Source organism: Microvirga sp. 2MCAF35 (assembly GCF_052115545.1).
In the GTDB taxonomy this organism is placed as follows: Bacteria; Pseudomonadota; Alphaproteobacteria; order Rhizobiales; family Beijerinckiaceae; genus Microvirga.
Window position 1 is genome coordinate 1 of the sequence record NZ_JBFRGW010000064.1, and the last position, 15,162, is coordinate 15,162.

The window sequence follows — 15,162 nt, forward strand, 5'->3', positions numbered from 1 at the left end:
CGTCAACGAAATGGCGTCAGAAAAACAGATGATTATGAGGACAGTAACATGGCCATCCAGAAAGACCAGAAAACAAGGGTTTGCGAGGTCGCCCAAGACCCGAAGATCGAGGGGGATTTTGGTACGCCGCTGGCATGAGATCGATCAGGTAAGTGGCACCCGGCCTATCACTGCTGGCCAACGACCAAGATCATCTCCCAGGTGCAGGCTACCAGGACACGACCTGGGTGGCGATCTGACGATGATGCGGAGGGCATCGAACGCCACGGAGCAACTTCCGCCAGCCCAACCCAACAGCCGCCCTCAAGGATAATCGGGAAACGAAGAAGGGAAAGGAAATGGCGAAGGGGAAGAAAGCTTCAATGATAACCAGCTTGAGGGCTGGACAGCGCGTGAAGGCGCTGTCCACGCTCAAAACGAGAACCGAAATGGTCTTGGTTGATGGTTTGGAAACTTACATCGAAGGTCGGAAATCTAAGTACGCCAAGGCTTCAATCAAGTCCCAACTCTTCCCAATATAGTTTGAAGTATGTTGCGTCGGACAAGCCGTCGAACTCAACGAAGTGAAGGAAGTAGTCTGCGCCGAATGACCGACCACGTGCGTACAGCACGGATCGATATCGCCAGGGTCCATTCAAAAACTCTTCGCACCACTCCTTAACCTTGGGTGCAAGATCGTATATCTCCCACCCTCCGTTATCGAATTCCCCGGTCCATTCCAGCATCTCGTCGTCATTGATGACTACAATGTACTCGCCAATGTCAGGCTTCCTTTTCCTTGCGAGAGCGATCTGATCCTCCAAGGTGAGAGCCGCTGCTTCCTCGTCTGAAATGTATCCCAAGGCAACCTCCGTTAGATGAGCGGATGCGACCGGAAGTACTTAAAACAAGCGACTCCTATTTTGGGCAAGCTGCCAGCCGCATTAGTAAGCGCTGCCGTGATCGAGGGCATACTCGAAAATCTAATTTCGGATACCATCGCCCCATAGCTCACGAGTCGACTTTCAACATTCTTGATCATAAGCAATTACTCTCCGCTGCCGCGCCAATGCAGGCGCGAGCATGTTGATTGATAGATGACGCCCTGCAACATGTGCGAGGCATCGGTCGGGTTGAGAAAATCCATCAAAAATCGATACATGGACGCGCGATACGACAACCGCAGAGGTTCCATGCCTAAAGGTCAGACCACGGACGGGCGACCTTCCATTCAATATGGCTGGCCTCTCCAAGCTGAAGAGGCGGATACTCAGACAAGGCGCTGAGTGCAAGCTACCTACGACAGCGCATTGGCGGCTGTCAATTGGAGAGATTTCCTACCTGTAGCTTTAGCTGGGGCCTCGCGTCTTACGAATCTTCGACCGTCAGTACCCGACAAGCCAAATCTTTGATCCCCCATTTCGGGTCCATTTCTTGGATCAGACCGACCTGGAACGAGAACCGTTCGGTCGTCCCAGGTCGCACATACAGATTCGTAAATCCGCCAACCGACCGCACCAAACCCAGTGGATTGACCAATCCCTGGCAGATCAGGTTGATCGCCGTGACAGCTTTACTGGATCGATTCGCGATTATGCCCTCGGCGATAATTTCGCGTCTGTCTATCTTCCTACGATCTCCCACCTGAGCCGTCAGGCTAATATCCGTCTGAGCCAGCAGCCGATCACCAGAGTTCTTCGGTTGTAGAATTTTGGCCCGCATGAGCCCGCCTTCGTCGAGAGTCATGACTGGATCACAGGCGAATGACGAAGGGATGGCGTCAGAGGCCGCATCTCTGAGCCAGAAGCTGATGCGCTTGCTCTCACCCGGATTAATGAAGCCCGTCGAGGCAACAGGTGTCGTGAGCTTCCAGGGTTCGTCCTCATCAGGACGCTCATACGAGCAGTTCAATTGGAGGTCGGAGATACGGGCTACTGAACCGTTCTGGATCGTGACGACGGCTTCGCGGTCGCCGTATTTCTCCCAGACGATTTGAAGGTCTTGGGCCAAGACCTTTCGCTTCTGATCCTGCACGCTGGCGTATTCCTGGTTCCGAAGCTCCATCTCATGCTTCACCTGGATCGGATCGCTCGTCAGCCAGTTACAGCCGTAGAGCATCACGGCGAGGATCACGAGGGACTTGAAAAGCGGGCGAAAGAGCGTCCAGACAACGCCACCAACGAGGCCACCAATAATCCACATTCCGACTGTGCCACTGCTGAGATATGACGATAGGGATGTTAATCAGTAGGTCTACCAGCCTGCTTCCTTAGCACTCATGCCAGATGCCGGTCCCTTTATTTGCTCCGGTAGAATGGCCGATAGAACTGCTCGTAATACCAGAACGATCTCCACCCAAATTTCCCCTTCAGGTGCGCGTCGATCTCTTCCTGGCTTGATCCTGGTGTGTAGTACTGGGGATCGCAGTAAGTTCGCCCCATTAACCAGTCCCTCATTTCCTCACGCGGTAGACCTGGAGGCATCTGCCAGAATCCTCCCATGCTGATCTCAATCAGGTACATCGCAAACATACGGTTGTACTGTTTGCCTGTCCGCTTGCGCCAGGATGGCCGTCGCCGCGCTTTATGGCTCATGCTGCGATCCTGCATTCATCAAGGATGTCCGATTGAGGCACTGATCAAGGTAGGGTGCGGGGTCCGACATACTCGATCTGCAAATAATACGGACCGAAATAGAACCCGTGATCGTTTGGTGCAGACATCAGGTAGCCGATTCGCCAGATTCTCAGGTTCAATTTGAAGCGTACGACAGTTTTGAGTGGCTGAATGGTAAGTCGGCAAGGCCGCTTTGATCGGCGGCCAGTGGCCTCTGTTGGCACCTCGTACTCCCAGTCAATGCCGAGCGGTCCAATCTCGAAACCAAGAATACCATTTTCGACATATCCGCCGATCATCCAGCAGCCGAGATACAGCCCAATCCGCACTGTGTACTTGCCGATGCGACGTTCCAGCAGGTCATAGACCGCTTTCACGTGCAGTTCGATTGGTGGATGTAGACCGACGATCTTGAAAAGATGGGGCCTCCTGCTACTGCCTCAACAATGGCCGCAGCGATCTTTTCTCCGCCGTTCCGCGAAGGCTCAATCGGGTTACTGTAGTCCCCTGGCGCAGTGCAGATTAAACGCAGGTCGATCAGCGCCAATCCTCTGATGAATGCCTCGCGAGTGATCACATCGTTGAATATCGAGAGTGCAGACACGTTGATGCGCTGCTGCATCTCATCGGCTCGACCGTCGTAGATCGTACAGACCGCTGTCGGAAGCGACCTCTCTATGACGGTATCGAGCATTGCTGCATACTCAACAGCGAAATGTTCTCGTATGGCGGAGAGTTTGACGAGCGCTTCGGCGACGGTCTGGACATTCTCGAATAGGACATGCGCCGCGCCCAGAGCATCATTGCCACCTACGGAGATTACGATGTTCGACGCGTCATTCGGCAGCTTCTGAAGCTGGCTGCGAACATCGCAAGCCACTGCTCCATCTCGCGCGAGGAGGGTGGCGGTCCAATCGGTGGGAATCCTCGCCCGCACTTGCTGGATCACGTCAGGCTCACCGGGAACATAGGCGGCATTGTCGAAGATCGAGTCGCCCAAAAGAACCACATGGCTCATGATTGCCCAGACATCCCTTATTGAGAGTGGCCCATACTCGGCTCGCGCACGCGCAAACTTCGAAAGGGTACGCTGGAATGCCAGTTCGTCAATGAAACTGCTGGCTTGAACCGTTTGACGTTTCGCCGTCATGCTCTCCCACATGGATGGCTATGGGGTTCATCCAGGGTGGACATGGGCTAGGAAACGCGGTTGAGAGGGCCTTCTCCGCCAATTGGTCATCATCAGGTGGAACAATTTAACTTCAGCCATTGCCCAGGAGCCGCCGTGTTTGCCATTCTCGTTGATCTTGACGGCACCATCATCAACTCTGCGCCGGGGATCATTGGCTCCTACCAGCATGCTCTCCAGCGCATGGGGGCGGCTTGCCCGCCTGCCGAGGACCTCACCTGGGTCGTTGGACCACCCTCCCGGCGCTCGTTCCCGAAGTTGATCCAACCTGACCAGGACGTGGAAGAGGCTGTCCGTGTTTACCGCGCGCACTACGAGGAGCATGGGCTGTTCAACGGCACAATCTACCCTGGGATGAAAGAGGCGCTTGCCGATCTCTATGCGCTACCGGCTCGCCTGTTTGTCTGCACGGCCAAGGTACAGAGCTTTGCCGAGCGGATGATCGAGCACTTCGGCTTGGCGCACCTGTTCGAGCGGGTCTACGGGGCCGATCCTGGAGGCAAGTTCGACGACAAGGGCCTTCTGATCGAGCACATCATCGGGGTGGAGCAGATTGAGCCCAGCCGAATGCTGATGGTCGGAGATCGGGCCAATGACATGCTGGCAGCCACGCGGCACGCCATTCCCGGTGTGGGAGCCTTGTGGGGCTACGGCGATGAGGCGGAACTCACCGAGGCAGGGGCAACGATCCTGTGTCCTTCACCTTATGACCTCACCGCTGCCATCAGAAACGTTCTTCAGGTCCGATTGGCACCGCGAAACTTAGGACAGCGTTGGTTCGAGAATGATGAGGAGCCACGTATGCCCAAGCTGACCCGAGTTCTTGAGACCGCTCTGTATGTCGCTGATCTTGACCGGGCTGCCGCCTTCTATGGCGAGGTATTGGGCCTGCTCTGCGTTCACGAGGATCACCGGATGCGCGCCTATGATGTGGGCGGCAACGGCGTTCTTCTCCTCTTCCCCCAGGGTGGGTCGCTCCAGCCCATCGAAACGCCTGGGGGCTCGATCCCTCCGCATGACGGCCACGGCCCCATGCACATCGCCTTCTCGATCTCAGCCGATGAGCTAGAGGAATGGCAGCGGCACCTCACCGAAGCAGGTGTCGCATTGGAGGGGCGGACGCAATGGCCGAGGGGCGGAGTGAGCGTGTACTTCCGTGATCCGGATAATCATCTGCTGGAGATTGCGACCCCCGGATTGTGGAAGGGATACTAGGGCGATAACAGCCGCGCTATTTCTATGCTTTCGCCCAAACACCCTCTTCCGCCTGGGATGGCTTTCACCACCTTTTCAGCCATCCTGTACCGTCTGAAGGTTCATGCCATCGATAAGCTGGTCTCGACGAGCTTCAGTTGCTCGGACTTTGCCGGTGATGTGTTCCAAGGAGCCACGGCTCGAACCCAGCAGGCCAATCCCAGCCAGCGTCGCAGCAATTCCTATCACCAGAACGAGGGCATCGGTCTGGACAACCCCCGCTAGGGACGCTCCGACCAACAGGACGCCAGCTATGATCGCCAGCCGTGCCACGATCATGCTCTTCCGGCACCGCTCCGCCGCATCAGACAGCGTGTCGATGTCAGCTTCGAGATCAGCAATCTGTCTATGAATGTCGGTCATTCCGGTGCGCCAGAGATTGATGGAGCTTGAGCAACACTCTAACCTTGTTCCTGATCTGCGGGAATATAGGGGATCATGCCCATCTCGGAGGCAATATGTCCGACCTGCCGGGTGGGCGCGCTTTGACGGCATGGATGATCCCCTTCGTGCAGGACCATTGCGCCAGGGCCATTGACGGATAAGCTCACCCAAACGGAACCATGATGCTCGCGAACAGGGTCATTTCAGGATGAGAAGCTTCGACACCATTGTGATTGGCGTAGGCGGGATGGGCTCCGCCGCCTTGTGGCATTTGGCGCGCCGGGGTCAGAAGGTGCTCGGAATTGAGCGCTTCGATCTCGGCCATAGCATGGGCTCATCCCATGGCTTGAACCGGATTATCCGCCTCGCGTATTTCGAACACCCAGACTATGTGCCTCTCCTGCGTCGGGCCTACGAGCTTTGGCGGGAGACCGAGCAGCTTACCAGGGAGCAACTCCTCTTCGTGACGGGCGGGATCGATGCAGGAGCGGAAGACAGCCGGATTGTCCAGGGTGCATTGATGGCGTGCCGGGAGCACGACCTCCCGCACGAGGTGCTGACGGCTCGTGAAACAACGCAGCGCTTCCCCGGCTACAAACTCCCTGACCAATACGCGGTCGTCTATCAGCCCGACGCGGGCTTTGTAGCCTCGGAGCGCGCCATCCTCGCTCACGCCTCCCTTGCCATAGCTGCCGGGGCAGAAATTCACGGACGTGAAAAGGTGCTCGGCATTGAGCCTGCCCAGGGGCGGGTGGTGATCGTGACCGATCAGGGTCGATACGAGGCAGCAAGGGTCATCGTGTCAACAGGTGGGTGGATTTCCGACCTGATCCCTTCGCTCAAGACCAACGCCGTGCCAGAACGCCAAGTGTTGGGCTGGTTCCTGCCGAAGCAACCGGACCTATTCAGGCCAGATAATTTCCCGGTCTCGAATATTTCGAGTGAGGTGGGGCACTTTTATCAGTTCCCGGCCTGGGGCATCCCAGGCTTCAAGATCGGCTTGTACCACCACTTCCATGAGACCGGCCACGCTGACGAGCTTTCCCGCGAGCCGATACCTGCCGATGAAGAAGCCCTTCGCAAAGGCATCCGGCATATGTTCCCTGACGCTGATGGCCCGACGCTGCGGCTCGCCGCCTGCCTGTTCACCAACACTCCGGACGAGCATTTTGTCATCGATACCCTTCCAGATGCTCCGGAGGTCGTGGTTGCCTCGCCATGCTCCGGGCATGGCTTCAAGTTCGCAAGCGTGATTGGAGAGGCGCTGGCGGACCTCGCCACTAAGGGGACGAGCAGCCTCGATCTCTCACTGTTCAATATGAACCGGTTTGAACAGCCCCAACCTAGCTGATGGAGACAACCACCGCCGACTTCTGCCGTCCCAGCATCTCGCAGACTGATTTCGATATTCGATCAGAATTTCCAATCGCGAGGAATGTTCGGGAAGGGGCTGTACTGCTCTCCCCATGCGAGAGCTTCTTCCATTGAACGCGGACGATGCGGGCTCGTCTCCGTGTAGAACATCCAGGCATTATCCAGGGCGTGGGCGGTTCTGGCATCCCGGCAAATGACCTCAATCTCCAGGACCGGGATGATTGGCACTGGCTTCACTCCGATGATGTGGACTGGACCGTACTCAGCGCAGACGGCCTTCATGTCAGCCCATTCTGATTTGTAGACGGATAGATTTACGACGCAATCAGGCTTATCGCGTTTGGCGGGGTGGTCAGTGAGTTCGTAGGAGTGCATGGGGGCCTTGGGGCTGGCGGTTTTAGGTATTTATCTGCACCATCTGGCCGGTCCAAAATCTACAAATCCTTTACCATACCAAGCTACACAGTATCGATCTTGCTAGTCGAAGCTCGGCTGGTAGACTGCCCTGCAAGCCCTGATCGGAAAATACCAAGAACATGGCCATCTTGACCCTCAGCCAACTCGAAGGCCACCTCTGGAAGGCTGCCGACATCCTCCGAGGTGCCATCGACGCTTCGGACTATAAACATTATATCTTTGGCCTTCTGTTCTTTAAGCGCCTCAGCGACGTTTGGCAGGAGGAGTATGAGGATCGCCTGAAGACGTATGGCGATGCCGAGCTTGCCGCCGATCCTGACGAGCACCGGTTTGATATTCCCAAAGGGCACTTCTGGGCGGATGTCCGTAGGCACACCACCAATATTGGCGAGCACCTGAACGCCGCCCTTCGGGCAATTGAAGACGCCAACTACCGGCTCAAGGATGTCTTCCAGGATGTAGACTTCAACAACAAGGCCCGCTTCCCGGACGCCACCCTCGAAAAGCTCCTCCAGCACTTTGAGACCTACCGGCTCCGGAACACGGATGTGGAGCCGGATGTCCTTGGTCAGGCTTATGAATACCTGATCGCCCAATTCGCGGACGACGCGGGCAAGAAGGGTGGCGAGTTCTACACGCCCAAGATGGTCGTGCGGCTGATTGTGGAATGCCTTCAGCCCCAGGAGGGTATGTCGATCTACGACGCGACATGCGGTTCGGGCGGTATGCTCTTGGAGGCGGTGCATCACCTAGAGCGGCAGGGCAGAAATACCAAGAGCCTGTCTCTCTTCGGTCAGGAGCGGAACCTCAACACCTGGGCCATCTGCCAGATGAACCTGTTTCTCCACGATATCGACGATGCGTCGATTGCCCGTGGGGATACTCTGCTCGATCCGAAGCACCTGACCGGCGATGGAACCAAGGCCATCCGCACATTTGATCGGGTCCTCGCCAATCCACCATTCTCGCTGAAGGAGTGGGGCCACGACATCTGGAGCAAGGGCGATCCCTTCGGGCGCGACCGGTTCGGCTGCCCGCCCAAATCCTATGGCGACCTTGCCTTCGTCCAGCATATGGTCGCCAGCCTCAAGTCGAAGGGGATGCTCGGCGTGGTTCTGCCCCACGGCGTCCTGTTCCGGGGTGGAGCCGAGGGACGCATTCGCGAAGGGATGCTGAAGGAGGACCTGATCGAGGCTGTGATTGGCCTTGCGCCGAACCTGTTCTACGGCGCGGGCATTCCGGCCTGCATCCTCATCATTCGCAAGACCAAGCCTGCCGAGCGGAGGGGCAAGGTGCTGTTCATCAACGGCGTCGAGCATTTCGTCGAAGGCAAGGCTCAGAACCACCTCTCAGACGCGAATGTCGCCGCCCTAGCAAATGCGTTCCACGACTACACGGATGTGGAGCGTCTGGCTCGTGTGGTGCCAATGTCCGAGATCGCCGCGAACGATCACAACCTCAATATCAGCCGATATGTCCATGTTGGTGAAGAAGCGGAGGACCTCGACGTGGCTGAGGAGGTCGAGAAGCTGATCGAACTCCAGGCTCAACGCGACGCTGCCGAAGCCAAGATGATGGGCTTCCTCAAGGAGCTTGGTTATGTTGCGTGAACAGTGGTCCAAGCTCCCGTTCGCTGAAGCAGTTCATATCAATCCGAAGAGAGCCATTAGGAAGGGGGTGACGATCCCGTTTGTCGAAATGGCGGCGCTGCCAACATCTGGGTCGAAAATCCGGTACCTTGACGAACGGGTAGTAGAGAGCGGTGGATCGCGCTTTCAGAATGGCGATACCCTCTTTGCCCGCATCACACCCTGCGCAGAAAATGGAAAGATCGGGTTCGTCGATTGTTTGCCAGAGGGGTGTGCTGGAGCAGGCTCGACAGAATTCATTGTTTTTGGCCCGCGAGGCGGGGTTACCGACCCAGAGTTTGTCTACCACTTGGCGCGAAGCAAGATCGTCAGGGAGCCCGCGCTCAGCCGAATGATAGGTACAACTGGACGGCAGAGAGTACCAAACTCAGTCTTTGCTGAGATAGAAGTCTTTCTCCCACCCCTCTCCGAACAACGCCGCATCGCCGAAATCCTCTCCAGCGTGGACGAGGCCATCCAGGCGGCGCAGGAGGTCATCGAACAGACCCGCAAGGTCAGGCAGGGCGTCCTGAAGCGCCTACTGACCAAAGGCATTGGTCATACCCGGTTCAAGCAGACGGAAATCGGGGAGATACCCGAGGAGTGGGATATCAAACCGCTAGGTGATATTGCTGAGTTCGTTAATGGACGAGGATTCAAACCACACGAATGGGGTGCGACTGGCCTTCCAATAATTCGCATTCAAAATCTCAATGGCGGAACAGATTTCAATTATTATGAAGGTCCTTACAGCCCGAAGTTGGAGGTCAGTCCCGGCGATCTGCTTTTTGCATGGTCGGGCAGTCGAGGCACCTCATTCGGCCCTCATATCTGGAATGGGCCTAAAGGGCTTTTGAACTATCATACGTGGAGAGTGGCACTTAGAGATGGTAGGGACAGAGACTTTGTCTACTACGCCTTGGCCCTGATCACGAAGAAGATCGAGACTGACTCGCATGGTGCATCGGCATTAGTACACATGCAGAAGCGAAATATCGTTGACTACAAAATACCATTTCCATCTGGTGAAGAACGTTCCTCAATCACAAACAACCTTAGCCAATTAGATAGGACAATTGCCAACTCAGTAAATGAGCTTGAGCAGTTGGTCGTTATGAAGAGCGGCCTCATGTCTGACCTTCTCACAGGCCGCAGGCGGGTCTCCGCCGACCTCCTTATAGCCGCAGAGTAGACAAGGGGGCATCATGGCGGGAATGGAATGGCATCTGGCCGAGCAGCCGACCCTCGAATGCCTGAAGAGCATGGGCTATGCCTTCGTGCCGCCTGCCGACCATCCGTCCCTGCGGGATGGCGACAATCAGGTTCTCTTCCGACCCCACCTCATCGAGGCGCTCCAGCGGATCAACGGTGTATCGGAGGCCGATGCTCAGGCGGCTTATGCGGAACTCGCATCCGTCTCCGACAACGAGGCATGGCTCTCGATCCTGCGCGGCAACTTCAGCCGCGTAGTTCAGGGCGAAGCCACGCATCGGACGTTGCGGGTCATCGACTTCCGGAACCTGACGAACAACCTCTTCACCGTCACGCACCAGTTCCGGGTCAAGGCCGAGAAGACCAGGATCGCCGACGTGGTGGTGCATGTGAACGGCATTCCGCTGGTGATGATCGAGTGCAAGAGCCCGATCAACGCCAAGGACAAGACCGGCGAAGCCTTCGAGCAGATCAAGCAATACGAGCAGGAAATTCCGCGCCTGTTCCTGTCGAACTGCTTCAACATCGTCACAGACGGCACCAACTGTCTCTATGGCTCTACAAAGAGCCCCTCGAAGTTTTGGGCCGAATGGCGCGATCCGTGGCCCCGGCACGAATCGGATTTCTCGGATGCTCTCTCAAAAGGGCTCTGGAGCCTCTTGGAGCCCTCGCGGCTGCTCGACCTGATCGCCCACTTTATTGTGTTCGAGAAGACCGAGGACGGCACAATCAAGAAAATGTGCCGTTACCAGCAGTTTCGAGCGGTCAACAAGCTCGTCAAGCGTGTAATCGAGAACGAACATCGGCGCGGCTTGATCTGGCACACGCAAGGCTCGGGCAAATCGCTCACCATGGTGTTTGCGGCCCTCAAACTGAAGACACACCTGACCGTTTCCTCGCCCGAATTGACTAACCCGAACATCATGGTGCTGACAGATCGCGTGGACCTGCACGATCAGATCAGCGGTACGTTTACCGCCTGCGGTCTGCCGAACCCGGTTGCTGTCGAGAGCATTTCCGAGCTTCGCGCACTCATTGGCAAGGGCATGGACGGTCTGACGGTCCTCTCCACGATCTTTAAATTCCAAGGCTCCGAGGCACCGATCCCGAACTCGAAGAACTGGATTGTGATGGTGGATGAGTGCCACCGCACCCAGGAGAAGGACCTCGGGGCATATCTGCGCAAGACAATGCCCGAGGCACGGTTCTTCGGCTTCACAGGCACCCCGATCAAGAAGGACGACAAGGACACCTATGCCAATTTCGGTGTGGTCGGTGAAGGCTACCTCGACAAGTATGGCATTGATGATGCCGTGGCCGATGGCGCAACGGTGCCGATCTACTACACGGGCCGCAAGACAGACTGGCACATCGACGAGGCCAAGATCGACATCCTCTTCGATAACTGGTTCGCGGACCTGCCCGAGGACAAGCTGGAGGAGGTCAAGAAGCGAGGCGTAAAGATCACCGATCTGGTGAAGCACCCCCGGCGCATTGAACTCATCGCCTACGACATCTGGACCCACTTTAAGGCTTATGCTCGACCCGATGGGTTCAAGGCACAGATCGTCGCCATTGACCGGGAGGCGGTCATTCTCTTCAAGCGGGCGCTCGACCGCGTGATCGCCGATGATCTGACGGCGCAGGGCATCCCCGCTGGAGAGGCTATGGCCCAGGCTTCCGCCATGTCGGCCTGCGTTTATTCGGAATCCCAGACTGATAAACACATCAGCGAAGATGGGCACATCCAGGGTATCCGCTCGGACCTCAAAGCTCACTATCTCGACCAGAACGCCGAGACTGCCATCAAGAAGGCTTTCGGCGTGAAGGGTCAGAACCCGGAATTCCTCATTGTTTGCGACAAGCTCTTGACTGGGTTCGACGCGCCTATCGAATCCGTCATGTACCTGGACAAGCCGCTCAAGGAGCACGGCCTACTCCAAGCCATCGCCCGCACCAACCGAGTGTTGAACGCCCAGAAGAAGAACGGCCTGATCGTGGATTATATCGGCATCTCGGCCAAGCTGGAGGAGGCCCTGTCCTCCTACAGGGCGGACGACGTGAAGAACGCGATGCGGGACCTCGACGACCTGCGTAACCAGCTTCGCGCAGCACATGCTGGTGTCATGTCAATGATGAAGGGGCTGAAGCGGCAGAGCGGCCTATCGAAGGACCGCCTGAAGGCCGAGTTCGATCAATTCGCGAATCTCCTCAAAACCGAAGACAAATGGTTCGAGTTCCGCAGCAAGGCGCGCGAGTTCATCGGTCTCTACGAGGCCGTGAGCCCCGATCCGAGCATCCTTGAGTTCACCGCTGACCTCAAATGGGTGGCAGTCTTCCTCCGATACGGCACCCAGGTGTTCGAGAAGCGGGAAGCCTTCGACCAGCAAACCTACAGCCGGAAGATCAGGGACATGCTGGCCCAGCACCTCGATGCCACGGGCCTGAGCGTCACGGTCAAACTGCGCCACATCACCGATCCAGACTTCTGGGAGGACTTCGAGACCGAGGGCAAATCTGAGAGCGACTTGAAGACGGCAGCGATCCGCAAGACGACTGAACTGCGCAAGGTCGTGACCGAGAAGATGGCGCAGAACCATCACCAGTATGCCAAGTTCTCCGACCGGCTGCGGGAATTGCTGGAAAAGCTCGACGGTGCCCAGTTGACCTGGGCCGACAAGCTAAAGATCGCTGAGGAGCTTGCCAAGGACCTGGATGCCGAGGCGAAGGCCCATGAGGGCACGGGATTGTCCGTGGGAGCCTATGGTATCCTTCAGGTCTTGAAGGCATTCGGGGCTAATGGTGAAGCCGAAAACTTGGCGATCCGGATCGAAGGGCTCTACACCAATGACGCGACCGCTCCCCCAAGATGGCAGGAGAAGGACGGTCTGCGAAGAACCCTGCGCCAGCAGGTTCGGAGCATGGCCCATGAATATGGCCTGAAGGACCTCAAGGCTGTTCCTGAGCATGTGGAAGAGTTTGCCCTTAAGCACTTCGCTAAGGTGTAACCATGCCGGTGCTGACTGTTGGCGAAACGCAAATTTCCTACACGCTTCGGCGCTCGAACAAGACCCAGAGCGCGCGGATCACGGTGACGCCGCAAACCGTGGAAGTGGTCGTGCCAGCAACGGCATCCGAAGAGGAGATTGCTGGGGTCCTCCACCGCCGCCGTGACTGGCTGGTTGAGCAGACCCGTCACATGGCGGACATTGTGGCTACCGCTCCAAAGGTTGTTCACTTCGTCAGCGGTGCGAAAATTCCTTACCGGGGTAGGCTCGTGCGGCTCACCGTCCAGCCATCAGATGGGACGCTGGTTGAGGTCTCCTTCCGCAATGGATTTATCATCCATTACCCATGCGCCCTCTCGGAAGGCTCACGTGATACGCTGATTGAGGATGCCTTGCGCCTTTGGCTCCGGAAGCGTTTGAGAGGGGACGTGAATGCCTTCGTTCGCCAGCATGGTGAATCCAACGGGCTGAAGCCCAGGCGAGTCGAGATCAAGGATCAGAAGCACTTGTGGGGAAGCTGCGGCCAGGATCGAGTTGTCAATCTAAACTGGCATCTGATCTTCGCTCCGAAAACGGTTCTTGAATACGCAGTCGTTCACGAGCTATGCCATCTGCGGCACCGGAACCATGATCGAGATTTCTGGTCACTAGTAGCGGCGATCCTCCCAGATTGGGAGGTCCGAAAGGCTTGGTTGGACCAGAATGAACACCTTCTGGTGTTACACCGCTTGGAGCCAGGGCCGACGAGACTTATCTGAGATTTAGCGTACTTCACCGTATCGAGATATCACCGCATGACTCCACCTGAAGAACTCTTTGATTTGGCAGGAAAGCTGGAGAACGCTTACAAAGCGGCGGAGACTCCCGAAGTCATCGAACCACTGGATGCCATTGAAGCGGCTGCCAACCAAGTGCAGAGATCATTTTCTGGTTCGTGGCTCGGTTACCACTCGCGGGTTTATTACGACGACCTGGAGCCACCGCCACCCGGTGCAAATTTCAGTAAAGAATGGGGGTTGATGGAAACATATGGCAATCTCGGCTCACACGGAAGTTGGAGAGAATTCGACTTCGAGTACGTTAAGAATTACGTGCTCGAACTGGCCGGAAACCCAGACCTCGAAGTTGCCCGTCGTGTAGCCGCCGATGTTTCTGAGATGTTCGACACTGCAAGCTCAGAAATCGTCTCAGTACTTCAAACTGAAATTGATCAAAAGCCTGACCCATTCTTGAACAAGTTGAAGACCGAGATAGAGGGACTGGAACCTGCATCTCCATCCGATGTTGCAAACCACTGGTCGCCAAAAGGACAGACGATTACTCGTGACACTCTTGCACTTGGGCAGGGGAATCAAATTCCGCCACATATTGTGCCTCGCGTCGAAGTAGCTTCGATCCGGCATTTACTTGGGATATGTAAGGCCGCTGCGGAGATCAGCCGCAAGGCCGCATCCCACCTTGAGCGAAAGAGTAAGCGAATGAAGGCTGAGAGTCGTGTCGGCACGAATGTGTTCATAGGCCACGGTCGGTCTGGCGCATGGCGGGAACTGAAGGACTTCGTACAGGATCGCCTTAGCTTACCCTGGGATGAGTTCAATCGGGTGCCAGTTGCAGGCGTTACAAATATTGCACGCCTCTCCGAGATGCTCGATGCCGCCGCAATCGCTCTGTTGGTGATGACCGCAGAGGATGAAATGGCAGATGGTGGAGTTCAAGCTCGGATGAACGTAGTACACGAGGCTGGACTGTTTCAGGGTCGGCTTGGATTCACGCGAGCGATAGTGCTGCTTGAGGAGGGTTGCGCGGAATTCAGCAACGTCCAGGGGCTTGGTCAGATTCGCTTCCCAAAGAACAATATTGCTGCCTGCTTCGAGGACGTTCGCAGAGTGATGGAGCGTGAGGGGCTCGCCTGATATCAAAGCTCCTGAAACTCACCGCCCCCCGCATCGCTCGCCTGATCGATCTCATGCCAGCGGCGTACCAAAATCCCCCTCGATCTTCGGGTCTTGGGCGACCTCGCAAACCCTTGTTTTCTGGTCTTTCTGGATGGCCATGTTACTGTCCTCATAATCATCTGTTTTTCTGACGCCATTTCGTTGACG

At 56.5% G+C, this 15,162-nt stretch carries 14 protein-coding genes and 1 pseudogene; 8 read left to right on the forward strand and 7 right to left on the reverse strand.

Annotated features, from left to right (window positions below; genetic code table 11):
* Window positions 1-491: 491 nt before the first annotated feature.
* From AB4097_RS20655 to AB4097_RS20675, 5 genes are all read right to left on the reverse strand, one after another.
* Window positions 492-842 (reverse strand): hypothetical protein, encoded by a 351-nt coding sequence (locus tag AB4097_RS20655; RefSeq protein WP_442043029.1) that lies wholly within the window; start codon window positions 840-842, stop codon window positions 492-494.
* A gap of 505 nt (window positions 843-1,347) precedes the next feature.
* Window positions 1,348-2,181, reverse strand: a complete 834-nt coding sequence (locus AB4097_RS20660; RefSeq protein ID WP_442043031.1) for a hypothetical protein — start codon at window positions 2,179-2,181, stop codon at window positions 1,348-1,350.
* Window positions 2,182-2,276: 95 nt separating this feature from the next.
* Window positions 2,277-2,573 (reverse strand): hypothetical protein, encoded by a 297-nt coding sequence (locus AB4097_RS20665; RefSeq protein ID WP_442043033.1) that lies wholly within the window; start codon window positions 2,571-2,573, stop codon window positions 2,277-2,279.
* Between the two features lie 44 nt (window positions 2,574-2,617).
* Window positions 2,618-2,971 carry a hypothetical protein gene (locus AB4097_RS20670; protein ID WP_442043035.1) on the reverse strand — a complete coding sequence of 118 codons (354 nt, stop codon included), beginning with the start codon at window positions 2,969-2,971 and terminating at the stop codon, window positions 2,618-2,620.
* A complete protein-coding gene (locus tag AB4097_RS20675) occupies window positions 2,968-3,744 on the reverse strand; it encodes an SGNH/GDSL hydrolase family protein (RefSeq protein ID WP_442043037.1) in 777 nt (258 codons plus the stop codon). Before AB4097_RS20675 ends, AB4097_RS20670 begins: the two co-directional genes overlap by 4 nt.
* Window positions 3,745-3,879: 135 nt before the next feature.
* On the opposite strand from AB4097_RS20675, the pseudogene AB4097_RS20680 reads away from it, so the two are divergent.
* Both AB4097_RS20680 and AB4097_RS20685 read left to right on the forward strand, forming a co-directional pair.
* Window positions 3,880-4,398: pseudogene (locus AB4097_RS20680) on the forward strand (HAD hydrolase-like protein); the annotation flags it as partial.
* A 186-nt stretch (window positions 4,399-4,584) separates the two neighbouring features.
* On the forward strand, window positions 4,585-4,998 hold the full coding sequence (locus tag AB4097_RS20685; RefSeq protein ID WP_442043058.1) for a VOC family protein: 414 nt from the start codon (window positions 4,585-4,587) through the stop codon (window positions 4,996-4,998).
* A 75-nt stretch (window positions 4,999-5,073) separates the two neighbouring features.
* Here AB4097_RS20685 and AB4097_RS20690 read toward each other — a convergent pair whose 3' ends face one another.
* Window positions 5,074-5,400, reverse strand: a complete 327-nt coding sequence (locus AB4097_RS20690; protein WP_442043039.1) for a hypothetical protein — start codon at window positions 5,398-5,400, stop codon at window positions 5,074-5,076.
* Window positions 5,401-5,629: 229 nt separating this feature from the next.
* Here AB4097_RS20690 and solA point away from each other — a divergent pair, with 229 nt between their 5' ends.
* Window positions 5,630-6,772 carry an N-methyl-L-tryptophan oxidase gene (solA, locus tag AB4097_RS20695; RefSeq protein ID WP_442043041.1) on the forward strand — a complete coding sequence of 381 codons (1,143 nt, stop codon included), beginning with the start codon at window positions 5,630-5,632 and terminating at the stop codon, window positions 6,770-6,772.
* 62 nt (window positions 6,773-6,834) lie between these two features.
* On the opposite strand, the gene AB4097_RS20700 is transcribed toward solA, so the two are convergent.
* Entirely contained in the window at window positions 6,835-7,170 is a 336-nt protein-coding gene (locus AB4097_RS20700; RefSeq protein ID WP_442043046.1) for a hypothetical protein, read from the reverse strand.
* A 161-nt stretch (window positions 7,171-7,331) separates the two neighbouring features.
* On the opposite strand from AB4097_RS20700, the gene AB4097_RS20705 reads away from it, so the two are divergent.
* From AB4097_RS20705 to AB4097_RS20725, 5 genes are read left to right on the forward strand one after another with little or no spacing between them, the layout of a single operon-like run.
* Entirely contained in the window at window positions 7,332-8,822 is a 1,491-nt protein-coding gene (locus tag AB4097_RS20705; protein ID WP_442043048.1) for an N-6 DNA methylase, read from the forward strand.
* Complete coding sequence (locus tag AB4097_RS20710; RefSeq protein ID WP_442043050.1) at window positions 8,812-10,032, forward strand: restriction endonuclease subunit S; 1,221 nt, start codon at window positions 8,812-8,814, stop codon at window positions 10,030-10,032. Before AB4097_RS20705 ends, AB4097_RS20710 begins: the two co-directional genes overlap by 11 nt.
* 13 nt (window positions 10,033-10,045) lie before the next feature.
* Entirely contained in the window at window positions 10,046-13,060 is a 3,015-nt protein-coding gene (locus AB4097_RS20715; protein WP_442043052.1) for a type I restriction endonuclease subunit R, read from the forward strand.
* 2 nt (window positions 13,061-13,062) lie between these two features.
* A complete protein-coding gene (locus AB4097_RS20720) occupies window positions 13,063-13,818 on the forward strand; it encodes a M48 family metallopeptidase (protein ID WP_442043054.1) in 756 nt (251 codons plus the stop codon).
* 36 nt (window positions 13,819-13,854) lie between these two features.
* On the forward strand, window positions 13,855-14,973 hold the full coding sequence (locus AB4097_RS20725; RefSeq protein WP_442043056.1) for a TIR domain-containing protein: 1,119 nt from the start codon (window positions 13,855-13,857) through the stop codon (window positions 14,971-14,973).
* The last annotated feature ends 189 nt before the right edge of the window (window positions 14,974-15,162 follow it).